23 protein-coding genes, 1 tRNA gene and 1 pseudogene are annotated in these 24,756 nt (G+C 66.4%); 10 read left to right on the forward strand and 15 right to left on the reverse strand.

Annotated elements, in window-relative coordinates:
* Positions 1-119 precede the first annotated feature (119 nt).
* Genes ASF98_RS07410 through ASF98_RS07425 form a run of 4 tightly spaced genes read left to right on the forward strand, consistent with a single transcriptional unit; the run spans position 120 to position 4,888 of the window.
* On the forward strand, positions 120-935 hold the full coding sequence (locus ASF98_RS07410; RefSeq protein WP_156372330.1) for a Tat pathway signal protein: 816 nt from the start codon (positions 120-122) through the stop codon (positions 933-935).
* A 2-nt stretch (positions 936-937) separates the two neighbouring features.
* On the forward strand, positions 938-2,158 hold the full coding sequence (locus ASF98_RS07415; protein WP_055799642.1) for a glutathionylspermidine synthase family protein: 1,221 nt from the start codon (positions 938-940) through the stop codon (positions 2,156-2,158).
* A complete protein-coding gene (locus tag ASF98_RS07420; protein ID WP_055799645.1) occupies positions 2,155-3,639 on the forward strand; it encodes an APC family permease in 1,485 nt (494 codons plus the stop codon). Before ASF98_RS07415 ends, ASF98_RS07420 begins: the two co-directional genes overlap by 4 nt.
* Before the next feature lie 49 nt (positions 3,640-3,688).
* Complete coding sequence (locus ASF98_RS07425) at positions 3,689-4,888, forward strand: acyl-CoA dehydrogenase family protein (protein WP_055799648.1); 1,200 nt, start codon at positions 3,689-3,691, stop codon at positions 4,886-4,888.
* An 86-nt stretch (positions 4,889-4,974) separates the two neighbouring features.
* On the opposite strand, the gene ASF98_RS07430 is transcribed toward ASF98_RS07425, so the two are convergent.
* From ASF98_RS07430 to ASF98_RS07460, 7 genes are all read right to left on the reverse strand, one after another.
* On the reverse strand, positions 4,975-5,721 hold the full coding sequence (locus tag ASF98_RS07430; RefSeq protein WP_055799650.1) for an SDR family oxidoreductase: 747 nt from the start codon (positions 5,719-5,721) through the stop codon (positions 4,975-4,977).
* A complete protein-coding gene (locus tag ASF98_RS07435; RefSeq protein ID WP_235505682.1) occupies positions 5,718-7,103 on the reverse strand; it encodes a glycosyltransferase 87 family protein in 1,386 nt (461 codons plus the stop codon). Before ASF98_RS07435 ends, ASF98_RS07430 begins: the two co-directional genes overlap by 4 nt.
* Before the next feature lie 218 nt (positions 7,104-7,321).
* A complete protein-coding gene (locus ASF98_RS07440) occupies positions 7,322-8,686 on the reverse strand; it encodes an MFS transporter (protein ID WP_055799654.1) in 1,365 nt (454 codons plus the stop codon).
* On the reverse strand, positions 8,683-9,213 hold the full coding sequence (locus ASF98_RS07445; RefSeq protein ID WP_055799657.1) for a winged helix-turn-helix transcriptional regulator: 531 nt from the start codon (positions 9,211-9,213) through the stop codon (positions 8,683-8,685). Before ASF98_RS07445 ends, ASF98_RS07440 begins: the two co-directional genes overlap by 4 nt.
* 66 nt (positions 9,214-9,279) lie before the next feature.
* Positions 9,280-10,551 (reverse strand): glycosyltransferase 87 family protein, encoded by a 1,272-nt coding sequence (locus tag ASF98_RS07450; RefSeq protein WP_055799659.1) that lies wholly within the window; start codon positions 10,549-10,551, stop codon positions 9,280-9,282.
* Positions 10,552-10,557: 6 nt separating this feature from the next.
* Entirely contained in the window at positions 10,558-11,745 is a 1,188-nt protein-coding gene (locus ASF98_RS07455) for a cystathionine gamma-synthase (RefSeq protein WP_055799662.1), read from the reverse strand.
* An 85-nt stretch (positions 11,746-11,830) separates the two neighbouring features.
* On the reverse strand, positions 11,831-13,216 hold the full coding sequence (locus ASF98_RS07460; RefSeq protein WP_055799667.1) for a cystathionine beta-synthase: 1,386 nt from the start codon (positions 13,214-13,216) through the stop codon (positions 11,831-11,833).
* A gap of 75 nt (positions 13,217-13,291) precedes the next feature.
* Here ASF98_RS07460 and ASF98_RS07465 point away from each other — a divergent pair.
* Positions 13,292-13,591 (forward strand): annotated as a pseudogene (locus tag ASF98_RS07465) (ArsB/NhaD family transporter); the annotation flags it as partial.
* Between the two features lie 32 nt (positions 13,592-13,623).
* Here the strand turns inward: ASF98_RS07465 and ASF98_RS07470 are convergent.
* Entirely contained in the window at positions 13,624-14,055 is a 432-nt protein-coding gene (locus tag ASF98_RS07470) for a VOC family protein (protein ID WP_055799673.1), read from the reverse strand.
* A gap of 185 nt (positions 14,056-14,240) precedes the next feature.
* On the opposite strand from ASF98_RS07470, the gene ASF98_RS07475 reads away from it, so the two are divergent.
* Positions 14,241-15,221 (forward strand): DNA-3-methyladenine glycosylase family protein, encoded by a 981-nt coding sequence (locus tag ASF98_RS07475; RefSeq protein ID WP_055799674.1) that lies wholly within the window; start codon positions 14,241-14,243, stop codon positions 15,219-15,221.
* 47 nt (positions 15,222-15,268) lie between these two features.
* On the opposite strand, the gene ASF98_RS07480 is transcribed toward ASF98_RS07475, so the two are convergent.
* Entirely contained in the window at positions 15,269-16,945 is a 1,677-nt protein-coding gene (locus ASF98_RS07480) for an AMP-binding protein (protein WP_055799677.1), read from the reverse strand.
* Positions 16,946-17,058: 113 nt separating this feature from the next.
* Between ASF98_RS07480 and ASF98_RS07485 the strand changes: the two genes are divergently transcribed.
* Complete coding sequence (locus tag ASF98_RS07485) at positions 17,059-17,337, forward strand: putative quinol monooxygenase (RefSeq protein WP_055799680.1); 279 nt, start codon at positions 17,059-17,061, stop codon at positions 17,335-17,337.
* Positions 17,338-17,473: 136 nt separating this feature from the next.
* Here the strand turns inward: ASF98_RS07485 and trxA are convergent, their stop codons facing one another.
* Together trxA and ASF98_RS07495 are read right to left on the reverse strand one after the other, a co-directional pair.
* Positions 17,474-17,887 carry a thioredoxin gene (gene trxA / locus ASF98_RS07490; protein WP_055799683.1) on the reverse strand — a complete coding sequence of 138 codons (414 nt, stop codon included), beginning with the start codon at positions 17,885-17,887 and terminating at the stop codon, positions 17,474-17,476.
* A gap of 94 nt (positions 17,888-17,981) precedes the next feature.
* Positions 17,982-18,527 carry an acyl-CoA thioesterase gene (locus ASF98_RS07495; RefSeq protein ID WP_055799686.1) on the reverse strand — a complete coding sequence of 182 codons (546 nt, stop codon included), beginning with the start codon at positions 18,525-18,527 and terminating at the stop codon, positions 17,982-17,984.
* A 60-nt stretch (positions 18,528-18,587) separates the two neighbouring features.
* Between ASF98_RS07495 and ASF98_RS07500 the strand changes: the two genes are divergently transcribed.
* Positions 18,588-19,328, forward strand: coding sequence for a potassium channel family protein (locus tag ASF98_RS07500; protein WP_055799689.1), 741 nt, complete (start codon positions 18,588-18,590; stop codon positions 19,326-19,328).
* Between the two features lie 592 nt (positions 19,329-19,920).
* Entirely contained in the window at positions 19,921-20,892 is a 972-nt protein-coding gene (locus ASF98_RS07505) for a LysM peptidoglycan-binding domain-containing protein (RefSeq protein ID WP_055799692.1), read from the forward strand.
* A 146-nt stretch (positions 20,893-21,038) separates the two neighbouring features.
* Here the strand turns inward: ASF98_RS07505 and ASF98_RS07510 are convergent.
* Together ASF98_RS07510 and ASF98_RS07515 are read right to left on the reverse strand one after the other, a co-directional pair.
* Positions 21,039-21,120, reverse strand: a tRNA-Tyr gene (locus ASF98_RS07510).
* A 162-nt stretch (positions 21,121-21,282) separates the two neighbouring features.
* A complete protein-coding gene (locus ASF98_RS07515) occupies positions 21,283-21,537 on the reverse strand; it encodes a hypothetical protein (RefSeq protein ID WP_028269674.1) in 255 nt (84 codons plus the stop codon).
* A 201-nt stretch (positions 21,538-21,738) separates the two neighbouring features.
* Here ASF98_RS07515 and ASF98_RS07520 point away from each other — a divergent pair, with 201 nt between their 5' ends.
* Positions 21,739-22,230, forward strand: a complete 492-nt coding sequence (locus ASF98_RS07520) for a YajQ family cyclic di-GMP-binding protein (protein WP_003804256.1) — start codon at positions 21,739-21,741, stop codon at positions 22,228-22,230.
* A gap of 200 nt (positions 22,231-22,430) precedes the next feature.
* On the opposite strand, the gene htpX is transcribed toward ASF98_RS07520, so the two are convergent.
* Positions 22,431-23,300, reverse strand: a complete 870-nt coding sequence (gene htpX, locus ASF98_RS07525) for a zinc metalloprotease HtpX (RefSeq protein WP_055799696.1) — start codon at positions 23,298-23,300, stop codon at positions 22,431-22,433.
* Between the two features lie 72 nt (positions 23,301-23,372).
* Positions 23,373-24,644, reverse strand: a complete 1,272-nt coding sequence (locus ASF98_RS07530) for an MFS transporter (RefSeq protein ID WP_055799698.1) — start codon at positions 24,642-24,644, stop codon at positions 23,373-23,375.
* Positions 24,645-24,756 lie beyond the last annotated feature (112 nt).

Raw genomic sequence — 24,756 nt, forward strand, 5'->3', positions numbered from 1 at the left:
CCAGGCACTAGGCTGACTTCAGGATTTACACAGCTGTGTCTTGCCGGGACGGCCTTCCCGCACGTGTTTCTACGCCCGTGGCCGGTCACAGATTCAGCATGGACAACCGAGGGGGACCCATGGAACCGCAGGACCCGAACCAGGATCCTTCAAAGGATCCAAAGAAGGATCCGAAGAACACCCGTTCCGGTCAACAGGGCGGCACGCCGGAAGGGACCCCCGGTCCGGAAGGCTCCACGCCAGGCTGGATGACCGCGCCCGGGGATTTCACGCCGCGGCCGCACGATCCCGCCATCGGGCAACTACCGCCCTGGCAGGTGCCAAAACCAGAGCTTCGGCCGGAACTGCTCAACGATTCCGCGGCGGGCGGCCGGACTGCCGAAGCCGGGACGCCGGACGCCGGGAAAAAGGCCGGGCGGCGGCAAAAGGGCGCGGCTGCAGGGCAGGGTCCCGTGTCAGGACCGGGTATGCCCGGAGCGCCGGGCACCGGTCCGGGCCCTGTGATCGACCCCTTCGAACACGAACGCGAGCGGGAAGCAGCGGCACGTAAGAAGCGCTCGCAACGCCGTACCGTCGTCGTCGGCCTCGGCGTCACTGCCCTGCTGGCAGGCACCATCACCGCCATTGTGGCCAGCAACGAGGCGGAGGCCGACTACGCGCAGGTCTGCTTCAACGACGAAACCGGCGAGCGCGTGGATGACGCCCAGTGCGACAACAGCAGCAGCGCCGGCCGGAGCTCCGCCATCTACGCCTGGTACTTCTACTCCCGGGGCTCCAGCGTCCCGGCCGTCGGGCAGAACCGCTCGCAGTACCCCAGCTTCACGAAGACCGCTCCGCAGGGGGCGAAAACGTCCAAGGGCTACAGCACCAAGGGCGGCACGGTCAGCAGGGGCGGCTTCGGCAGCAGCTCCAAGGGCGGAAGTACGGGAGGCTAGGCATGAAGAGACTGAGTGCAACCCCCAGGCCCGACTGGAAACAGAAGATCGAGGAACAGGGGCTCGTCTTTTCCACCACCACCATGCCGGACGGCAAGAAGATCGAGTACTGGAACGAATCGGCCTACTACGAATTCACCATGGACGAGGTGGAAACCCTCGAAAAGACGGCCGAGGATATGCACCTGATGTGCCTTGAGGCGGCCAAGTACCTTGCCACCGGAGCCATGGGCAACATCGGGATCGGACCGCAGGCGCTGGAGCTGGCCGCTGAATCCCTGCAGGCCGGGGACATGGACATCTACGGCCGGTTCGATTTCGTCTACGACGGTCACGGCGGCCCGGCCAAGATGCTGGAGTACAACGCGGACACCCCCACCGGGCTGATCGAGGCTTCGGTGGCGCAGTGGTTCTGGCTGCAGGACGTGTTCCCGGAGAAGGACCAGTGGAACGGCATCCATGAAGCCCTGATCCGGCAGTGGAAGAAGCTGCAGTACCGCACCGGCATGAGCACCCTGCACATCGCCCATTCCGAAGCGGAGCAGTCCGGCGAGGACTGGATGACGGCGGCCTACATGCGCGACGTCGCGGGCCAGGGCGGCTGGACCACCATCGGCATCAACATGTCCGACATCGGCTGGGACCCCAACCTGAACCGCTTTGTGGACCTGGACAACTTCATGATCAGCACCATCTTCAAGCTGTATCCGTGGGAGCTGATGATGAAGGAGCCCTTCGGCCAGCGGCTGCTCCAGCGTGCCCACAATCCGCGCTGGGTGGAGCCGGCGTGGAAGATGCTGCTGTCCAACAAGGCGCTCCTGGCAGCGCTGTGGCACCTGTACCCGGAGCACCCGAACCTCCTCCCGGCGTATCTGAACGAGCCCGGACCGCTGAAGGAATGGGTGGCGAAGCCCCTGCACGGCCGCGAGGGGGACAACATCAAGATCCACGCGGCCGGCATCAACTTGGAGCAGCCGGGCGGCTACGGGCGCGAAGGCTGGTGCTACCAGCAGTTCCACTCGCTGCCCGATTTCGACGGCAACCACCCCGTCCTGGGGCTGTGGGTGGTGGATGGCGAGTCCGTGGGCTGCGGCATCCGCGAATCCGACGGCCCCATCACCGATTACTTCTGCCGGTTCGTCCCCAACACGATCGACGCCCCGGCCCCTCTTTCAGTCCAGGCCGCCTCGGCCTCCTCCAGCAAAGCAGGTATCGCACTATGAGCACAGGGAACTCGACGGCGGGAGTTCCGTCCAAGGGGCTGCGTGCCGGCATCTTGGACCTGGGCGACTCCGTCATGCTGGGCCTGGCTTCCACCGCTCCTGTCTATTCGCTGGCGGCCACGCTGGGCCTGATCGTCGCAGTGAACGGCAATTACACGCCGCTGATCCTGCTCCTGGGCTTTGTGCCGGTGCTCTTCATCGCCTACGCCTTCCGGGAACTGAACAGCGCCATGCCGGACTGCGGCACCACGTTCATCTGGGCCCGCCGGACGTTCGGCCCGTGGGCTGGCTGGCTGGGCGGCTGGGGCGTTGCCTTGGCCGGCATCGTGGTGCTCGCCAACCTGGCCCAGGTGGCCGGGCAGTACCTGTGGCTGCTGATCGGCGACGGTTCGCTGGCGGAAAACGACCTGCTGGTGACGGCCACGGGCGTAGTGTTCATCATTTTCATGACACTGGTGAACTACCGCGGCATCCGGCTTGGCGAGCACGTCCAGCGGGTCTTGACGTACGTGCAGTATGTCTCGCTGGGCATATTTGCCCTGGCCATCGTGTTCCGGATCGCGGGCGGGGCGCCGGAGGGCCAGGCGTTCGACATCGAGTGGTTCAACCCAGCAGGCGCCTTCGCCGACCCCGGCGCAGTGGTGCACGGCGCCCTCCTGGCACTCTTCATCTACTGGGGCTGGGACACCTGCCTGGCCGTGAACGAAGAAACCGAGAATCCGGCGACGACGCCCGGCCGCGGCGCCGTCATCTCGGCCTTCGTCCTCATGGCGATCTACGTCTCGGTGGCGCTGCTGGTGATGATGTATGCCACGGTGGGCACGGACGGCATCGGCCTGGGCAACGCCGAGAACCAGGACGACGTCTTCCTCGCAATGAAGGACGTAGTGCTGGGCCCCTGGGGCTGGCTGATCGTGGTGGCGGTACTGGCGTCGGTGCTGTCCTCGACCCAGACCACCATCCTGCCCACCGCCCGCGGCACGCTGTCCATGGGCGTCCACGGCGCCCTGCCGGCCAAGTTCGGCGAGGTCCACCCGCGCAACCAGACGCCGGGGTTCTCCACGCAGGTGATGGGGGCTGCCGCCGTCGTGTATTACGTGGCCATGAGCTTCCTCAGCCAGAACCTCCTCTCCGACTCGATCAGCGCCATCAGCCTGTTCATCGCGTTCTACTACGCACTGACCGGCTTCGCGTGCTTCTGGTTCTTCCGCGGGACGCTGCGCGATTCCGCCCGCAACCTGTGGTTCCGGGGCCTCCTGCCGCTGCTTGGCGCCCTGATGCTGACCGCCGCGTTCTTCATCTCCGCCGTCCAGATGTGGGATCCTTCGTACGGCGACACGGAGATCTTCGGCGTGGGCGGTGCCTTCGTCAGCGGCGTGGTGCTGCTGGCCTTGGGCGTCGTGCTGGCCGTGGTGTGCCGCTTCGCCCCTGCCACCCGGGACTACTTCCTGGCGAAGCGGCCGGCGCCCAGCAGACTCTAGCCGCAGCGGGATGAAGCCTCGCGAAAGGCGGAAGCCGTAGGATGCTCCAATGAGCAACGCCGCTGACCTGCCCTCTGTTTCGGACACCTCCGATGTCCTCGCCCTGGACGCCCTGCTGACCGCTGAAGAACTGGCGGTCCGTGAGCGGATCCGCGATTTCACGGAGCAACGGATCAAGCCGGACATTGCCCGCTGGTACGACGACGCCGTCTTTCCGCTCGACCTTGCCCCCGAACTGGGCGAGCTGGGCGTGCTCGGCATGCATCTGCAGGGTTACCGCTGCCCGGGCCGCTCCGCCGTCGAGTACGGTCTGGCCGCCATGGAGCTGGAGGCCGGGGACTCCGGGATCCGCACCTTCGTCTCGGTCCAGGGATCCCTTGCCATGACGGCCATCCACCGCTGGGGGTCAGAGGACCAGAAGCAGGAATGGCTCCCCCGGATGGCAGCCGGCGAGGTGATCGGCTGCTTCGCCCTGACCGAACCTTCGGCGGGCTCGGATCCTTCCTCAATGACCACCGTCGCACGCCGCGACGGTTCCGGGGACGACGCCGGCTGGGTGCTCGACGGCGCCAAGCGCTGGATCGGGCTCGCGTCCGTTGCCGGCGTGATGGTGGTCTGGGCCATGACCGACGACGGCGTCCGCGGCTTCCTGGTCCCGGCCGGAACACCCGGGGTCACCGCGACGCCGATCGGCCGGAAGCTTTCGATGCGCGCCTCGATCCAGTGCGATGTGATGTTCGACGGCGTGCGGCTGGGACCCGAGGCCCTGCTGCCGGGTGCCCGCGGCCTCAGCGGCCCCTTCACCTGCCTTAACGAAGCGCGGTACGGGATTGCCTGGGGTGCGATGGGGGCTGCCCGCGATTCCTACGAAGCCGCGCTCAAGTACTCGCAGGACCGGCTCCAGTTCGGCAGGCCGCTGGCCGGCTACCAGCTCACCCAGGAGAAGCTGGTGAACATGCTCGTGGAGATCCAGAAAGGCACCCTGCTGGCACTCCACCTGGGCCGGCTGAAGGACGCCGGCACGCTGAAGCCGGAACAGATCTCCCTCGGCAAGCTAAACAATGTCCGCGAGGCGTTGGCCATTGCCCGGGAGGCCCGCTCCATCCTGGGAGGCAACGGGATCACGCTGGACTACTCGCCGCTGCGGCACGCCGCCAACCTCGAGTCGGTGCGGACCTACGAGGGTACGGACGAGGTCCACACGCTGATCCTGGGCCAGCACATCACCGGCATCGGCGCCTTCCGCTAGGTCTCTCCCAACTGGCTCGCAGTTAACGTCGCGAAAAGCGCGTTTGACGACGTTAACTGCGAGCCAGTTGGGCTGACGCGGGGAACCTAGGCCGAGAAGCCGCCGTCGGACTTGATCAGCTGCCCGGACACCCAGCGGCCCTGGGGCGAGAGCAGGAACGCCACCGTTCCCGCCACATCCGCAGGGGTTCCGAGCCGCCCGCCGGGCTGGCGCCGCGTGAGGTCCTCGCGTACCTGTTGGTCCATCCAGCCGGTGTCCACCGGGCCGGGATTCAGCACGTTTGCCGTGATGCCCAGCGGGCCCAGCTCCCGTGCCGCGGCAATGACGGTCCGGTCCAGCGCGCCCTTGGATGCGCCGTACGGCAGGTTGAACGCTGTGTGGTCACTGGTCAGCGCCACGATCGCGCCCCCGTCGTGCGCCGCCTGCCGGGCGAAGGCGGCGATCAGCTGCCAGCTGGCCCGGGTGTTCACGGCGAAGTGCCGTTCCCAGCTTGCCAGGGTGGTGTCCAGGATGCCTGAGTCCACGGACTCGGCGTGGCTGAGCACCAGCCCCTGCAATGTACCGGCTTGCTCTGCCACTGACTCCATGAGCCGGTCCACGGCCTGTGGATCCTCCAGGTCCGCCGGGAGCGCAAGGACGCGGGCGCCGGTTGCTTCCAGCTCCGCTGCGAGGCGTTCGACGTCGTCCGGCTGGACTCCCCAGGGCATCCGGGAGTCGTAGTCGTGCCAGTACGTCAGCACCAGGTCCCAGCCGTCGGCGGCCAGGTGCCTGGCGATGCCGGCACCGATTCCGGCCAGGCGGCCGACGCCTGTGACCATTGCCGTCCGGTTCATGCAGGCACGTCAGCCAGCGAGCCACGCCGGAGCACCACGAGCCAGCAGGCCAGGATGGCCACCGCGCAGAAGACGCCGGCGCTGGAGGCCATCAGCCAGGGCTCGGGCACCTGGAAGTCCAGGTTCTCCGCGCCCAGGGCCTCGCCGATGCTTTTGGGCGAGAAGAAGAACACGATAATGGATGCCCCGAGCACGCCGCCCATGACCCAGCGGGTTGCCCGATGGCGGTACGGTGTCTCGCGGAGGGTCCATGCGAAGGCCGGAAGCACGGCTGCCATCCAGACCCAGTGGTGGGACCAGGAGACAGGGCTGATGAGGAGCATGGTGAGGGCCGTCGCGGAAATGGCCACCACGCGGGCGCCCTGCTCGCTGGCAACCTTGATAACCATGGCGCCCATGCCCGTCACCAGAATGCTCAGCAGCAGCCAGGGGACGGTGACGCCGGCTTCGGGAACACCGAAATGCAGCAGCGCGCCCTTGATGGAGAGGTTGTCCACATAGCCCGCCCCGCCGATCCTGGACGTGTCCGGGAGGATTTCCAGCCAGAACGTGATCGATTCCGCCGGGCGGACCAGCCAGCCCAGCAGCACGGTGAACGCGAACCCGCCGGCCATGTTGAAAAGTCCGCGCCAGTCCTTGCGCACCAGGAAGTACAGCCCGAAGACCAGGGGTGTCAGCTTGATGCCGGCGGCCATGCCCACGAGGAAGCCGCGGCCCGGAAGACCCTGGTTCCAGCGCTGGTTCCCGGCCAGGAGGTCCGCGGCCATGAGCCCCATGAGCAGGATGTTGATCTGGCCGAACGCCAGTGTCTCGCGCCAGGGGCCCAGGTTGATGACGGCGAGCAGCAGGATGACGGCGCCCCACCGGTTGCGGGTTGCCTTGAACCCGGCGCCCCCGAAGGTGCTGCGCCAGTCCTGCTTGGCGCTCCAGTACCGCACACCGCGCACGGCGACCCACACTGCCACGGCCACGCCGGCGGCGTTGAAGAGCATCAGGGCGGATTCCTCCGGCAGCCTGGCCAGCAGGCCGAACAGCAGCGCGGCGAACGGCGGGTACGTGAACGGCAGTTCCGGGCCTCCGGCCCAGCCCACAGTCCTGCTGTACAGGTTCGACGGCGCCTGGCCGGCTTCGTTGAGGATCTTGCCGCCGTGCCAGTAAACGCTGAAGTCCAGGCCCTGCTCACCCCAGGCATCAAGCCTTGAGGACATAAAGACGGCTGTAGCCAGGATGGCCAGCAACGTCACCAGCTCGCCGGAGATGCCCAGCGCCAGCCGGCCGCGGTACCTGGCCCCGGCAGTTCTGGGTGCGGCAGTCATCGGTGCGGCGGTCCTCAGCGCGGTGGTTCCCTTGCCGGCGTCGTTTTCGGCGTCGAGCAGTGCCATCCCGTGTCCCCAAACGTTTGTTCCTGCAGAGCGGCGCCACTGTAGGCGCGTTAGCGCGTATCGCGATGTTGTGCCGGCTGACTCGCGCCGGATCAGGCGCGTCCTCCCCACATCCTACTGATGCAGCGGGCCCGTCCCCTGTTACGCAACCCCGGCGTGGCACGGGCACTCGGCCCTCAGCTGTCAGCGCCCAGTACTCAGCGTCCGGCGGTTGGCACTCAGCGCTCAGCGGTCCTGGCCTCAACCAGGACCGGTTCCCGCGCAGCGGCGTCCTTGCGGATGGTGGCGCTGATGACGGCGGCAATGGTGCACATGGCAGCTGCGCCGAACCAGGCGTAGGTGTACTGGCCGGTCGCGTCGCGGATGGCGCCGGCGGCCAGAGCGGCGGCGGCAGCGCCGAGCTGATGGGCGGCGAACACCCACCCGAACACCACACTGCCGTCGGCGCCGAAGACCTGGCGGCAGATGGCGGCGGTGGGCGGAACGGTGGCCACCCAGTCCAGTCCGTAGATCACCACGAACACGATCATGCTGGGCTGGACCGTGGCGCTCAGCAGCAGCGGCAGCACCAGCAGCCCGATGCCGCGGAACTGGTAGTACACCGCCAGCAGGATCCGCGGGTTGAAGCGGTCCGTCAGCCAGCCGGAGGCGATGGTGCCCACAATGTCGAAGATGCCGACGACGGCGAGCAGGCCCGCCGCCGTGGTTTCCGCCATGCCGTGGTCGTGCGCGGAGGGGATGAAGTGGGTGCCGATGAGCCCGTTAGTGGTGGCACCGCAGATCGCGAAGCCGGCCACCAGTGCCCAGAACGTCCGGACCTTGCTGGCGCGTTTGAGCACCTGGAGTGCCCGGATTGCCGCATTCCCGGCGGGTGCTGCAGCATCCCCGGGCACGGTTTTACCGGGCGCGGGTTCAGGCGCCTGTTCCGGGACGGCGTCGGCGCCGTAGGGCAGCACGCCGGCGTCGGCGGGTGAGTTCTTGAGGAATTTGAGCACCAGCGGCACCACCGCGAGGGCGCCGGCTGCGATGAGCAGGGATGCCTGCCGCCAGCCGGGGTCCTGGGCAAGCATGGCGATGAAGGGCAGGAAGACCAGCTGCCCCGCGGCGCTGCCGGCCGTCAGGATGCCGATCACCAGGCCGCGGCTCGTGCTGAACCAGGTGTTGGCGATGGTGGCGGCGAAGACCAGTGCCATGGACCCCGTGCCCAGTCCGATCAGCAGCCCCCAGGTCAGCAGGATCTGCCACGACTGGTTCACCAGCACGGTCAACGCACTGCCGGCGCCGATCAGCACGAGGGCCACCGAGGTCACCGCCCGGATGCCGAACCGTTCCATGAGCGCCGCGGCGAACGGCGCGGTGAGGCCGAACAGCACCAGGTTGATGCTGACGGCAGCGGACAGAACCGTGGTGGACCAGCCGAACTCGTTCTGCAGCGGCACCATCAGGACGCCGGGGGCGGCCCGGAAGCCGGCAGCGCCCACCAGTGCCAGGAACGCAACGGCGGCCACAATCCACGCGGGGTGCAGCTTTCTGCGCGTCCGTTTGGTGGGCGCGGGCTGCAGGGCGGTCTCGGGGGCGTTCATGCTGCGGGTCCGTTCTGTGAAAATGCGTCGCGGGAGGGAGCCGGGGCGGTGGCCAGCCGGACCGGCTCCGGTGTGCGGGTGAGGCTGTGCCAGCTGGTGTTTTCGGCAGTGAGCCGCTCACCGCAGGCGGTGCAGCTGTCCGCGGAGGTCGTGCGCTGACCGCACGTTGTGTGGATGACAAACATGTGCGCCTGTTCGGACGGCGCCGGGAGGTGCTTTTCGGCCCAGATCACGACGGCGTTGAGCACCGGCAGTGCGTCCTCACCCTTCTCGGTGAGCACGTATTCCTGCCTGGTGCGGCCGCCGTCGTCGTACGGTTTCCGCTCCAGCAGCCCGGCGTCCACCAGACCCGCAAGGCGTTTGGTGAGCACGGAATCGGCCACCATCAGCCGATTCTTCATCGCATCGAAGCGGCCGTTGCCGAAGAAGACCTCGCGGAGCACCAGCATGCTCCAGGGGTCGCCAAGGATGTCCAGGCCGCGCGCCATGGCGCAGCTGCGTTGGGACCAGTCGGAACGGAGTGCCATGCAGGCAACCGTAGCTGACTTTCTTCAAGAAAGCTAGCATTTCCTGAGGCCCACCGGGCTCCGGGGTTACGGGCGGAGCGCGGCCCTCGAGGGGTGGTACGCGAGGGCCCAGTAGGCGAGCATGGCGATGCCGCACACCACGCCCAGGCTGGACACGGTGAGCTGCCACTGCGTCTGCGGGTCCTTGCCCCATTCGGCTGCTCCGGCCCAGACGGCCAGGTTCTTTGGCGTCATGTAGAAGGCGATGGTGGAGAAGACCACGATGACCCAGCCGGCCGTACGCATCCTGCCGTTTCGTGACGGCACGCGGTGCATCGCGAAGACCATGCTGGGCAATGCAACAGCAACCCAGACCCAGTGGTGCGACCAGGAAACCGGGCTGATCAACAGCATCAGGACGGCGGTGGCGGACACTGCGATGAAGTTCTCGTCAGCGTCCACCGCCCATTTGATGACCAGGGCGGCGAGAACCACCAGCGCCAGCGAGAGGCCCAGCCACGCCAGGTTGGTCAGTGACGAGTCCGGCATGCCGACGTGCAGGAGCAGCCCCTTGACGGACAGGTTGTCCACGTAGCCGGGACCGCCGATCCGTCCGGTGTCCGGCAGGATCTTGGTCCAGAAGGTCAGCGAGGCATTCGGCAGCACCGCCCAGGACAGCGCAATGGAACCGAAGAAGCCGGCGGCCATCCAGCCCAGCGCCTTGAAATCGCGGCGGACCAGGAAGTACAGGCCGAACGCGAGCGGGGTGAGCTTCACTCCGGCGGCCAGACCGATCAGCAGGCCTGCGGGCCAGCGGATTTCGCCCGCACGCGACTTCCCGTACAACGCGAAATCAGCCAGGATCACGCCCATCAGGATGATGTTGATCTGGCCGAAGACAAACGTGTCCCGCCATGGCCCCAGGAGCAGGATCGCCCCGGTTCCCAACAAGGCGGTGGTCCTGAAGCGGTAGTCGGCGAAGGCCGCGCGCCACGTCGTCATGCCGAAGTAGTGCCGGGCCAGCCAGCCGGCCACCACCGCGGCGCCGGCCAGGGCGGCACCGATGAAGAGCAGGCTGCTCGCGCCGAAGTCCATGGTGGCCAGGGCGGCAAAGAGCAGGGCAGCGAACGGCGGGTACGTAAACGGCAGGCCGTCCCGCGGCGCGTAGAGCTCGTTGACGCCGCCTTCACCCGTTGCCAGCACGCGGCCGCCGCCGTAGTAGTAGACCTCGAAGTCGTTCATGAACGGCTTGTAGTCCGTGTACAGGAACCACACTGCAAAGGCCAGGATCAGGGCACCCGCCGCCGTCGCGAGCCAGCCGCGGGTGGTGGGCGATACGGCCCGAAGCGAGATGGTCACCGGCGGCTAGCTGCCCGTCCCGATGAAGGTGAAGGCGTGCTCAAGGTCCGCGATGAGGTCCTCGACGTCCTCGATGCCGCAGGAGAGCCGGATCAGGTTGACCGGAACAGCCAGCTCGGTTCCCTTGACGGAGGCATGCGTCATTTCGGAGGGGTAGTTCATGAGCGATTCGATGCCGCCGAGGGATTCGGCCAGGGTGAAGACCGAGGTGTTCTCCGCGACCGTGCGGGCCGCGGCTTCGCCGCCCTTGAACTGCACGGAGATCATGCCGCCGAACTTCTTCATCTGCTTCTTCGCGAGCTCGTGGCCCGGGTGCGAGGGCAGGCCCGGGTAGAGCACGGCCTCCACTTCGGGGCGCTCCAGCAGCCACTCGGCCACCGCCTGGGCGTTGTCGCTGTGCCGGTCCATCCGGACACCGAGGGTCTTGAGCCCGCGGGTGGTGAGGAAGGCGTCCATGGGGCCGGAAACCGCGCCAACGGCGAACTGGACGAAGCCGATCTTCTCGGCAAGCCCGGCGTCGTTGACCACGATCGCACCGCCGACGACGTCGGAGTGGCCGCCGATGTATTTGGTGGTGGAGTGCACCACGATGTCGGCACCGAGCGCCAGCGGGGTCTGCAGGTAGGGAGAAGCGAAGGTGTTGTCCACCACCAGGAGGGCCCCGGCGTCGTGCGCCAGCTTGGCCAGGGCAGCGATGTCGGTGATCTTCATCATCGGGTTGGACGGAGTCTCCACCCACACGAGGCGGGTCTTGCCGCCGTCTGTTCCGCCCGCGGCAACGGCCGTGGCGACGGCGTCGAGGTCCGCCATGTCCACGGGCGTGTTGCCGATTCCCCATTCACCCAGCACACGGCTGATCAGGCGGTAGGTTCCGCCGTAGGCGTCGTTGCCCAGCACGATGTGGTCCCCGGGGCGGGTGAGGGCACGGATGAGGGAGTCCTCCGCGGCCAGGCCGGAGCTGAAGGAGTACGCGTGCGAGCCGCCTTCGAGCGCGGCCAACTGCTCCTGCAGCGCGTCGCGGGTGGGGTTTCCGCCGCGGCCGTATTCATAGCCGTCACGGAGCCCGCCGATTCCGTCCTGGGCATACGTGGAACTGAAGTGCAGCGGGGGCACGACAGCGCCGGTCCGCGGCTCGAAGGCCTGGCCGGCGTGGACGGCGCGGGTGTTGAAACCTTGGTTTTCAGAAACAGACATTGAAGGTCCTTTCATACGGTGATCGAGCCCGCATCCGGAGCCCGAACTTGTCGATCCGGGTTTCGACAGGCTCAAGCACCGGAAGTTAGTTACTGAGGTAGGCGAGCAGGTCGTGGCGGGTCAGGATGCCCACGGGGGCGCCGACGAAGGTGACCATCACGGTGTCGACGTCGGAGAGCAGTTCGCGGGCGGCGGAGATGGTCTCCAGGGACCCGATCACGGGCAGTCGCTCCCCCATGTGTTCGGAGATCTTGTCGGTCAGCTTCGCCTCGCCGCGGAACAGCTTGGAGGTGAGGCTCCGCTCGTCCACGGCGCCCAGCACTTCGCCCATGACCACCGGCGGCTCCTGGGACAGGACCGGGATGTGGGAGACGCCGAACTCATTCATGATGTTGATGACATCGCGGACGGTTTCGTTAGGGTGGATGTGCACCAGCGCCGGAAGTTCACCGGTCTTCGACTTGAGCACCTCGCCGACAGAGGCCTCTTCGCCGCCGGACAGGAAACCGTAGGAGCGCATCCACTGGTCGTTGAAGATCTTGGCCAGGTAGCCGCGGCCCGAGTCGGGCAGGATCACCACCACCACGGCGTCCTCGGGCAGGTCCTTGGCCACCTGGAGTGCGGCCACCACGGCCATGCCCGAGGAGCCACCCACCAGTAGGCCCTCTTCGCGGGCCAGCCTGCGGGTCATCTCGAAGGACTCGGCGTCGCTGACGGCAATCACGTCGTCCGGGACGGCCTTGTCGTAGTTCGCCGGCCACATGTCCTCGCCGACGCCCTCCACGAAGTAGGGGCGGCCGGTGCCGCCGGAGTAAACCGAGCCTTCGGGGTCGGCGCCGATGATCCGGACGCGTCCGCCGTCGGCCTCGGGACGGTTGGCGGACACCTCCTTGAGGTAGCGGCCCGTTCCGGTGATGGTGCCGCCGGTCCCGGCGCCGATCACGCAGTGCGTGACCCGGCCGTCGGTGTCGCGCCAGATTTCGGGCCCGGTGGTCTCGTAGTGGCTGCCGGGCGCGGCGGGGTTGGAGAACTGGTCCGGCTTGTAGGCGCCGGGGATTTCGGTGACGAGTCGGTCCGACACGCTGTAATAGCTTTGCGGGCTGTCCGGGGCGACGGCGGTCGGCGTCACAACCACTTCGGCACCGTAGGCCTGCAGGACGGCGCGCTTGTCCTCGCCCACCTTGTCCGGCACGACGAAGACGCACCGGTAGCCCTTCTGCTGTGCCACGAGGGCCAGGCCAACACCGGTGTTTCCGGACGTGGGTTCAACAATGGTTCCGCCGGGGAGCAGTTTGCCGTCCCGTTCCGCCTCTTCGATCATCTTCGCCGCGATCCGGTCCTTGATGGACCCGCCCGGGTTCAGGTATTCCACCTTGGCCAGGACGGTGGCTTGGATGCCGTCGGTGACGTGGTTGAGCTTGACGAGAGGCGTGTTGCCGATGAGGTCCAGGACGGACTGGGCGTACTTCATAGGTACAAAGTTACCGTCTCGGGACCGCTGCACCCGCTTTGGCAGCGAGGGTGGGACGATCGGGCCGTGCATCACCTGCAGCTGGCCGGACTGGGCGCGGGCGCCGCCGACGCAGCCAACAACCTCCCCGCCTACCTGGTCCTGGAACCGGTGGCGGGATCGCCCGTGAGGCTGGCGGCCCTGCTCATCGGCGTAAACCTTGGTCCGCTGGTCAGTCCGTGGGCGTCCCTGGCCACGTTGCTCTGGCACGAACGGCTCCGTGCGCTGAACGTCCGGATCAAATGGGGCGGATTCGCGCTCGCAGGCCTGGCAGCCGTGGCGCTGACCGTTCCCTTGGCTGTCGTGGCGCTGTGGGTGGTCTCAGGGATGCACTGAGGGGGATGCAGTGAGGGGGATGCGCTGAGGCGCTACGCTCCGATGTCGTTCGCTGCGGCGTCGGAGCTGGCGGCAGGGTTGGAGCCGGGTTCGGCGTTCTGCCACAGGCCGACGATGTTGCCTTCGCTGTCTTTGAAATACGCGTTCCATCCCATGCCTGGAACCTCCATTTTGGCCCGGTGGACCGCACCGCCCAGGGCGGCAATTTTCTCTAAGGCCGCGTCAATGTCCTCGACGTCAACAGTGACAACCGGGGCGGTCAAGTCCCCGCGCCTGAACAGACCGCCGTTGATGGATCCGGGAACAGTGGGCATGCCCGTTTCGTCCATCGGCGTGGTCATCGCCAGGCTGTATTCCATTTCGGGCATGACCTGAAATTCCCACCCGAAAGCGGATGTGTAGAAGTCCCGTGCGCGGTTTTCGTCGTCCGCGGGGATCTCGAAGTGCACCACTCCTCCGGCCACTGTTCTCACCTGGCATTCCACAGTCCGGCCCTACAGGGCCCGGCGCGGGCGGTCCGCGCCACAACTGGAGTCTAGGCCCGGGCATGCCAGACGGGCAGGGCCGTTTGGCCTTGCCCGTTTCCGGCACTGCTGTTTCCGGCACTGCTGTTTCCGGCACTGTCAGCCCAGCGTGGGACGATTGTTAAATGACCATCGCAGACGTCCCCGCCGGCCTGGCCGCCGCGGCGGACGCCTCGCTGCGGTGGCATCCCGGCGGCCCGTTCAGCCTGCTGCAGTCCCTCGGAACCTTGATGCGCGGCAACGGTGATCCCGCTTTTGCGTCGGGGCCGGACGGGCTCTGGATGGCGTTCACGACGCCGGGCGGCCCGGTGACGCTGCGTCTCGCCGTTTCCGGGGACCCCCGCGAACCGGCAGTCGACATTCAGTCGTGGGGACCGGGTTCGGAGGAGGCCGTGGCCGCCGCCCCGCGGCTGCTGGGCAGCGGGGACGACTGGTCCGCTTTTGACCACCCGGAGTTCCACGCCACGCTCCCCCGGATGGTGGTGGAGGCCCGACGCCGGAACCTGGCGCTGCGACTCCCTGCCACCGGCCGGATGATTGACTCGCTGGTGCCCACCATTCTTGAGCAGAAGGTCACGGTCATCGAAGCGCGCCGGGGTTACCGCTACCTGGTGTACCGCTTCGGCACCGCGGCACCCGGCGCGGGCACGGCCGCACCGGCGGGGCTGCGGCTTCAGCCCACCCCGGAGCAGTGGCTGCGCGTCCCGTCGTGGGAGTGGCACAAGGCCGGCGTGGGACCGCAGCGTTCGGCAACGGTCATGCGGGCGCTGCGTTCCGCCGTCGCCCTTGAACGTCTGGCGAAGGTGCCGGCCGCGGAAGCAGCGGCCAAGATGCAGACCATTCCCGGCATCGGCAGCTGGACCACGGCGGAGGTGGTGCAGAGAACCCATGGCTGCCCGGACTCCATCGCGGTGGGCGACTACCACCTCGCGGCCTACGTGGGGGCCGCGCTGACCGGGCGGAGGACTGACGACGCCGGCATGCTGCGGCTGTTGGCCCCGTGGCAGGGACACCGGCAGCGGGTGGTGCGGATGATCGGCCTCAGCGGCTTCCGGAAACCCACGTTCGGCCCCCGCATGACCATCCAGGACCACCGCCGGCACTAGCTATAGTGCGCAGGCTGAGTGCGAACGGACACTTGCGGCCCCATTGATCACAGCCCCAGCCGTGCCACGGCCTCGTGCCTCATCTCCACCTTGCGGATCTTCCCGGAAACGGTCATCGGGAAGCTGTCCCGGACCTCCACGTAGCGCGGGATCTTGTAGTGGGCCAGCCTCCCCCGGCAGAACTCGGCGACGGCGGGCGCGTCCAGCGGCTCCGCGCCGGGCTTGAGGATGACGCAGGCCATGAGTTCCTCGCCGTACTTGGCATCGGGGACGCCGATCACCTGCACATCCTGGATCGATGGGTGGGTGTAGAGGAATTCCTCGATCTCGCGCGGGTAGATGTTTTCGCCGCCGCGGATCACCATGTCCTTGATCCTGCCCTCGATCACCACGTACCCGGCCGCGTCCATGCGGGCCAGGTCGCCGGTGTGCATCCAGCCGTCCGCGTCGATGGCCTCGGCGGTCTTGTCCGGCTGGTTCCAGTACCCCTTCATCACGGCGTAGCCGCGGGTGCACAGCTCGCCGATCTCGCCTCGCTCCAGCACGCTGCCCGTCACCGGGTCCACCACCTGGCTCTCAAGCTGCGGCATGGTCCGGCCGACGGTCTCCGTGCGCTGCTGCATGGTGTCCCCCACACGGGTCATGGTGGACACCGGGGACGTTTCCGTCATGCCGTAGCAGATGGCCACATCCTTCATGTTCATCTCCGTGATGACCCGGTTCATCACCTCAATCGGACAGAGTGACCCGGCCATGACGCCGGTGCGGAGCGTGGACAGGTCGTACGAGGCGAAGTCCGGCAGCGCCAGCTCGGCGATGAACATGGTGGGCACGCCGTACAGGGACGTCCCGCCGAAGTCCTGGACCGCTTCCAGCGCGGCCGCCGGAGTGAAGGAGCGTCCCGGAATGATGGTGGCTGCGCCGTGGCTCAGGGCATTCAGGTTCCCGATCACCATCCCGAAGCAGTGGTAGAAGGGCACCGGAACCACCACCCGGTCATGCTCCGTATAGCCCAGCAGCTCACCGATGGAATAGCCGTTGTTCAGGATGTTGCGGTGCGTCAGGGTGGCGCCTTTGGGGAACCCGGTGGTGCCCGACGTGTACTGCAGGTTGATGGGGTCGTCCGGGTCCAGCCCCGCCAGGCGGGCCTTCAGGACGGAATGCCCGACGTCGTCGGCCCGCTTGAGCAGCTCGGCATACGTCATTTCCGCATCGGTTTCAGGATCGCCGGCCTGCAGCTGGGGCTGGCCGCCGTCGGGCAGGAAGACGAGTTCCTTCAGTTCCGGGCATTCGGCGAGGGCCTGCCGGGCCATTCCGGTATAGTCGCTGGCCCGGTCCGACGGCGCTGCCACGAGCATCCTCATGCCGCTCTGCCTGACCACGAACTCCAGTTCATGGCTGCGGTACGCCGGGTTCACGTTCACCAGGATCGCCCCGATCTTGGCCGTGGCGTACTGCAGGATGGTCCACTCCGCGCAGTTGGGGCTCCAGATGCCGATCCGCTCCCCCGCTGTGACACCCCGGGCGAGCAGTGCGCGGGCCAGCCTGTCGACGTCGTCGTTCAGTTTGGTGTAACTCCAGCGGCGGGCATCGGCGCCGGGGACGGGAGCCGCCTCAATCAGGGCGTCGTGGAACGGAAAACCGGCCACGATCCGCTCGAAGTTCTGGCCGATGGTCTCGTCAAGCAGCGGGACGTCAGTGTCCCCGGCTGTATAAGCGCGCATGTTGGCACGCTACCAACAGACCACCAGTAAAAGAAGCGTAGGAGAAGCATAAAGCTAGGAAGCCCTACAAAATATTTCGGGACGGCAGGCGATGGCCCGGTAGGGTAAAACGCATGAGTGCACCGATTGACCTGAAGGCAACGTTCATCCCCAACGACGGCGAATTCTTCCGCGTGAAGCTCGCCCTCGAAATCGCGATCGACGAAGTGGTGAATGAGCCCGGCTGCCTCCGTTACGAACTGACGGAGGCCACCGAGGAAAAGCTCGTGCTGACTGAGCAGTGGGCCTCGGAGGAGGACCTGGAGAAGCATTCCAAGGGCACCGCCGTCCAGGACCTCAACGAGTCGCTGAGCGCCCTGCTGGCCGAACCTGTCCAGCTCGAACGGCTATAGCCCGCCGCCGATCAGAACCACTTTCCGAGCAAAACAACGCGGGGCCCCTTCGCCGGCATGAACCTGGATTCATCGGCTGAAGCGGCCCCGCGTTGGAGTTTAAGGCTCTGTGCAGCGGATTTGTGCAGCGGGGCCTTTAGGCCTCGGGAATCTGGGCGCCGTCCTGCTTGCCGGCAGCCGCGGCCGCCTCAGCCTGCGACCGTGCCACGTGGGCGTGGACTTCTTCCATGTCCAGTGCCTTGACGGCGTCAACCACCTGTTCCAGCTGCTGGGCGTTCAGCGCGCCGGGCTGCGAGAACACCAGCACCTTTTCGCGGAAGGCCATCAGCGTGGGGATGGACGTGATCCCTGCCTCGGCGGCCAGCTGCTGTTCGGCTTCGGTGTCCACCTTGGTGAAGACGACGTCCGGGTGCTTCTCGGAAACTGCGGAATACGTGGGTCCAAACTGCTTGCAGGGACCACACCATTCGGCCCAGAAATCAACGAGGACGATGTCGTTGTTCTCGACGGTTGATGCGAACTGTTCACCTGTAATGTCTACGGTAGCCATGGGTCAACGGTACGCGAGGCGTCCGGCGATGTCCCGATCGTTTCGCTCATGGCACACCTCTTGCCGCGTGACGGTTGCTGCACAGTGCCTGGTCTCAGTGCCAGAAGTGGGGCGCCTCGCGGCGGGAACCGGGCAGCGCGTTGGTTTCGCGCCACTCGTGAATCCACTCCGGCAGTTCGAGCCCGGCCGGCGGCTCGCCGAACTCCCGGAGAATCTCCTCCTGGCTCACCGGCCTCCCCTTGCTGACCAGCCGCGTGGCAATGTATGCGCGGGCGTAGATCTCCCCGTCCGCCACCATGCGCTGCTCGAAGTAGATGGCCTTGGCATCCAGCCCGATGATGCGGGTTTCGATGGTGTATTGCTGCCAAAGCTGCAGGGACTTTCGGAAGGCGATGGTCTCCCCGGCGGCCACGGGCGACCAACCCCGCCGTCGCATCTTCTGCCAGGTCCCGCTCCGCGCCATGAGGTCAAAACGGCCCAGATCCATCAGCGAGAAGTACATCCCGTTGTTGACGTGCATGGCGATGTCGATGTCCGTGGGCAGTACCCGTAGTTGCAGCGACGAGCTGCCCCAGATACTCAGGGGCGGCCTGCGGGAGGAAGTGAAGAGGAGCAGGAGCGTTCGCAAAAGGAGGTGCATGCCACCATGTTACCCGCGAGTAACATCAGGGCCAAGAGCACCCGCGCTTAGGATTTCACCATGACGCAGCAACGCTACAGGGACATCGCAGAGTGGCCCCTGATGGGAACAGCACTCGTTTTCCTGACAGCCTATGCCTGGCAGGTGATCGGACACATCGAAGGGCGGCAGGCCGACTTCCTTGAAGGCGTCATGTGGATCACTTGGGCTGTCTTCGTTGCCGACTATGCCGCCAACCTGTGGCTCGCGGACAACAGGAAGCGCTGGTTCATCCTCACCCTGCACGAACTGCTGATCGTTGCCCTGCCGTTTTTCCGGCCGCTCCGGCTGCTCCGGCTGGTCACCCTGCTCTCCGTTCTGCACCGGACGGTGGGCGAGACCCTTCGTGGCCGGGTGGTCACGTACGTGGGCGGATCCGCTGTACTGCTGGTGTTCGTGGGCGCGCTGGCCGTCCTCGACGTCGAACAAAACGCCCCTGACGCCAAGATCCTCACGTTCGGGGACGCCGCCTGGTGGGCCATCACCACCATCACCACAGTCGGCTACGGAGACCTCTTTCCTGTCACCCCGATTGGCCGGATGGTCGCCGCGGCCCTGATGATGAGCGGCATCGCAGTGCTGGGTGTGGTCACGGCCTCCATTGCATCTTGGCTGGTGCAGAGGGTCGAGGAAAACACGGAAGCGGCTGTGGAATCGGCCGAACTTCCGGTCCGCGCGGACGTCCGGGAACTGCTCGTGGAAGTGGCTGCCCTGCGCCAGGAATTGGCGGAACTGCGCCGCGAACGCCAGAACGAGACATAATTCCCCGGCAGGCCATGTGAATTCCAGAAAGGCAGTCATCGGACACCTGGAACCGATGACTGCCTTTTTCATGCAATTAATCAACTCGGGTGAATTAGATAAACGCTCAAGATTCCCTCAATATTCTGGATTAGCCCCGGGCGAACTAATTAACCAGCCCGGCCCGCACGCACGTAGGCGCGGCACCTGCGGGCTCTGGATAGCGGGGCAGTAAAGGGATACTCACCCCGGAGCGAGTAGCCAACCGCGCCTTTGCGAGTGTTCCCGCCGTCGAATAACGAAGCCGTTAGGTATCCAGCGCACAGGCGCGGGTGCCGCGCACGAATAGTCGGGTAATTCCCACTCGTGCAGTGATTACACCCCATTCATAGACTCAATATTCCTAGGGAAAGCAGCATTCCGGAATTACACATGGCCACTAAGTGGGCATGGGTCTAATCATTCGGCTTCCGAAATTACTCATCATTTCGGTAGGTCACTTCATGCGCCTCCATGCACCGGCCGCACTTCACCGCGGCCTGCTCCCGGCGCACCGCCACCCTGGGGCCCGCTGTCCTGTTGACCCCAAGGTATTGACTCTCGGGGGGAACCGATGGATCAAAACGAGCTTTACTCCGGGGGCAGAGCACCTGCCCCAGCCACTACAAAAAGTAGCGCCACAACCGCCAGGCTGAGGACACTGTTGGCCGCGGGAGCCATTGTCACCGCAGTTGCGGTGACGGCCGTCGGCTACTCCGCCGCAGCGCAGACGTCCCGCGTCAGCGACGCCCAGGCAGTAACAGCACCCGCGCCAGAAGCAGACAAATCCGCAGACAGGCCGGCGACAGCAGGTGCGGGGACGCCGGAGGCGGCCGTCGCTGCCGTCCCGGAAGCCGTTGCGCCGCCAGCCCCGGCCGCCGAACCGGCACCTGCCCCGGAACCGGCTCCTGCCCCGGCTCCGGCTCCTGCCCCGGCTCCGGCTCCTGCTCCGGCTCCGGCTCCGGAAGAGTCCAACCTGTACACCGTGGTGGCCGGCGACACCGTGGGGGCGATCGCAGCCCGCTTCGGCGTCGATATGAACGCCATGCTGGCGGCCAACGGCCTGGGCGTGTACTCGCCGATCGTGCCCGGACAGGTGCTGAAGCTGACGGGACCCGCCATCGCCGCGCCGGCTCCCGCGGCAGCTCCGGCACCGACACCGGCACCGGCGGAGGCACCAGCGCCAGCCCCCGCTCCGGCACCGGCACCGGCTCCTGCCGTCCGCACGATCTATGTGGCGGGTGCCGGCGGCCAGTCCATGGTGGACGCCTGCATCGGCCCCATCCATTTCACACCGACCGATGCCTACGCCCTTTTCATCACGGAGCACGACTTCTGCGGCGGGTGGGCACGGTTCTCGGGGATCGGAGTGGGCGAGACTGTCAGCATTCCGGGCTACGGGACCTACACGGTAGTCGGACGCGGACAGGTGCCGAATCCGGGCACCACCAACAATGTCTCGGCGATCTTCGGCGGCTTCCCGCGGGTCATCCTGCAGACCTGCATCCCGGGAACCAATCAGATGCTGGTGATTGGCCTCAACTAAGGGTCCTAGGCTTGTCCGCGGTTCCGAACCTTCAAGGCCAGGAGCCGCGGACAAGACTCTGCCGGAAGGCGATCCTGACCCTAAGATCCTGACCCTTAAACAGAAAAGTCTCCGGAACCTGGTGGTTCCGGAGACTTTTCCTTGGGTGGCAGATGAGGGATTCGAACCCCCGTAGGCGTTGCCAGCTGATTTACAGTCAGCCCCCTTTGGCCGCTCGGGTAATCTGCCGAACTTCAAAAGAAGATCACTCGCGGCTTCTATGTTCAGAACGGCTGTTTCCAGTCCGTTTCGCTTCCAGTAACCGCGGGCAAGACAACTTTACAGAACTTCTGCCGAAGAATCGAATCGAGCCCCGAAGGACCCCGAATACCCCGGAATTCCGCCAAAAAATCAGGCTTCACCAAGAATGCGTCCGGCCAGTTTCGCTTCGAACTTCGCCGCTTGCTCCTCGGTGATCTGGTTCAGCTGCACCGCCCGCATCAGATCCGAGTGGACACCGTCCAGCCGGGAAGAAGCATCTGCAACGGGGCTCAGGATGATCGAGGCGGCCACCGCGGCGGCTGCGACGGAGGTGGCTGCGGTGGCGAGGGTGGTGGCGGCCGCAGCAGTCGAGCGAGTGACGTAGCGGACGGCTTTCTGGTGCATGTGCGTTCCTTCCGGGGCAATTCTTCCAACCCCTCCAACTCTGGGGGCCAAGACTTCGTTCCCGCCATGTGTCCGCTATGAGGAAACTGTGAACCGGGCGGAGCGGACCCGGGCCTTCACTTGGACGCCATCCGTACTAGGCTGGAATGCAGACAGCACCGCCCCTGAAGGGGCATCCAGGCGATCAGCAGGAGGACAGTTATGGCAGGCGAATCCACATTCGACGTCGTCAGCAAGGTAGACAAGCAGGAAGTTGCCAACGCGCTGAACCAGGCACAGAAGGAACTGGCCCAGCGCTACGACTTCAAGGGCGTTGGCGCGGAAGTCGATTTCAGCGGTGAAAAGATCCTGATGAAGGCGAACTCGGAGGAGCGCGTCCTCGCCGTCCTGGACGTTCTGCAGTCCAAGCTCATCCGCCGCGGGATCTCCCTGAAGTCGCTGGACACCGGCGAACCCTATGCATCCGGCAAGGAGTACCGGCTGGAGGCCTCCATCAAGGAGGGCATCGCCCAGGACCTCGCCAAGAAGATCAACAAGCTGATCCGCGACGAGGCCCCGAAGTCCGTCAAGTCCCAGATCCAGGGCGACGAGCTCCGCGTCACTTCCAAGTCGCGCGACGATCTCCAGGCCACCATGGCCCTCCTGAAGGACTTTGACGAGGCCGACCTGCAGTTCGTCAACTTCCGCAGCTAGCGTTCCCGCCGCCGTTTTCGACGCGCAAAAATCCTGACGCTACGCAAGAAGGCCGGCGACCCCCGTATTCGGGAGTCGCCGGCATTTTTGCGTAGCGAGGGGCTTTTTGCGTGTCGCCGGTCAGTTTGCGTGTCGCCGGCCTTTTTGCGCGTCGAGGGCGTTCTTGCGTGTCGCCGGAGGAAAAGTACGACGGCGGCAGCTCAGCCGAGCGGTCCGCGCGCCATCAGTTCGAGTCGGGCGATGCGGTCCTGCATCGCCGGATGCGTTGCGAACATCCGAGCCACGCCGCCGCCACGGAACGGGTTGGCGATCATCAGGTGCGAGGTGTTCACCAGCTTCTGGTCCGGCGGGAGCGGCACCATCTGTACGCCCTGATGAATCTTGCGGAGGGCTGAGGCGAGCGCCAGCGGATCGCCGGTCAGCGCGGAACCGTCCTCGTCGGCGTCGTACTCCCTGGTCCGGGATATAGCCGACTGGATCACCATCGCCGCGAGTGGGGCAAGCAGTGCCATGGCGAGCATGGCGAGCGGGTTTGAATTGCGCCGGTCACCGCCGCCGAAGAACAGCAGCATCTGCCCCACCGAGGTGATCACCCCGGCCACGGCCGCAGCCACGGACGAGGTGAGAATGTCGCGGTTGTAGACATGCATGAGTTCGTGGCCCAGCACCCCGCGAAGCTCCCGGGTGCTCAGAAGGCGCAGGATCCCTTCGGTGCAGCAGACCGCGGCGTTCTGCGGGTTCCGTCCGGTGGCAAAGGCATTCGGCGCCGGCGTGGGCGAGACGAAGATCCGCGGCATGGGCTGGTTGGCCTTAGCGGAGAGCTCACGGACAATCTGGTAAAGCTGGGGAGCCTGCTCCTCGGTGACGGGGTAGGCCTGCATGGACCGGAGGGCGATCTTGTCGCTGTTCCAGTAACCGTATGCCGTGGTGCCTACGCCCACCAGCGCCATGATCCAGATGGGGGTGGTGCTCCGCATGCTGCTGCCGATCACGGCGCCCAGCCCCAGCAGCACCGCCCAGAGAACCCCGAACAGCCCCGCGGTCTTCAGTCCGTTGTGGTGATTATGCACTGTGCCTCCTTGCCGAAGATACTGCCCTCACGAAAGTACTGCCCTCACGGAGTTAGTGCCGGGGCGGCGCCGCTACGGAACAGGATTCCGCGCGTCGTACTTCAGGAAACCCGACTGCCAGCGTGCCACCGCCCACGCCACGGCGATGCACAACAGGCCGCCCAGCAGCAAAACCCAACCTTCACTCAAAAGTTTAGTGCCGCCGCCGGCCAGCATGTCGCCGATCCTCGGACCGCCTGCCACCACCACCACAAACACGCCCTGGAGCCGCCCGCGCAGGTGGTCCGGCGTCGCCGCTTGGAGGATGGTGGTGCGGAAGACGGCGCTCACGGAATCCGAAATGCCGGCCAGGGCGCAGCAGAGCGCGGCGGGCAGCAGCCACCACGTCACGCCGTCCTCCCCGGAGCGCCCGGCCAGGACCACCACCAGCCCGAAACCGGCAATGGACGCACCCCAGCCCATAACGGACCACACCACCGCGCTTCCCTGCCGCCGGATGCCGCCCAGCGGCCCGGAAAACAGCCCGGCCAGGAACGCACCCACGGCCGTGGAAGCGAGGAGCACGCCCACGGTGGCCTCGCCGCCGCCGATCATCACCGCGCCGATGGCCGGCATCAGGGCCCTCGGCTGCGCGAAGATCATGGCCACGAGGTCGATCACGAACGTCATCCGCAGGTTCGGGCGGGTGCCCAGGAATCGGAAACCCTCGACGACGGAACGCAGCCCGGCGCGGTGCGCCTCCTTGCCCGGCGGCATCGGCGGAAGCTTCAGCAGGGCCCAGAAGGCAAACACAAAGCTCACCACGTCCAGTGTGTAGGTCCAGCCGAAGCCGACCCACGCCACCAGCACACCGGCCAGGAGCGGACCGGCCGTCATGGCCAGGCCGAAGCTGATCATGCTCAAGGCGTTGGCCGCCGGCAGCAGTTCCTTGCGGACCAGCATCGGGATGATGGCGCTGCGGGCCGGCTGGTTGATGGCCTGCGCTCCGCTCTGCACGGCCACCAGCACGTACAGCAGCCACACGTTCCCCACCTCCAGCCAGGCCTGTGCCGCCAACGCGGCCGTGGTCAGCCACAGCACGCTCGTTGCCAGGAGGGCCACCCTGCGGCGGTCGTGGGCATCGGCGATGGAGCCGCCCAGCAGTCCTCCCAGCACCAGGGGAACCAGCGCGAAAATACTCAGGAGCCCCACGTAGAGGCTGTCCTGGGTCAGCCGGTACACCTCCAGGCTCACCGCAACCAGGGTCAGCTGGCTGCCGAGGTTGGAGACGGCGGATCCGAGCCAGAGCCTGCGGAAGTCGGGGCTTTCGCGCAGCGGGGTGAGGTCAGCCAGAAGTTTTGCCACTGGGCAACTCTAGCCGCGCACGCCGGTGGAACCGGGGCACCCTGCGGTGGACTGCCGTGCGGGGTCCGGGCCGCGGTGGGGGCTGCCGAGCCGCGGCCGGGCAGCCGGCCCC

The sequence above is a fragment of the Arthrobacter sp. Leaf337 genome (assembly GCF_001423745.1).
In the GTDB taxonomy this organism is placed as follows: Bacteria; Actinomycetota; Actinomycetes; order Actinomycetales; family Micrococcaceae; genus Arthrobacter.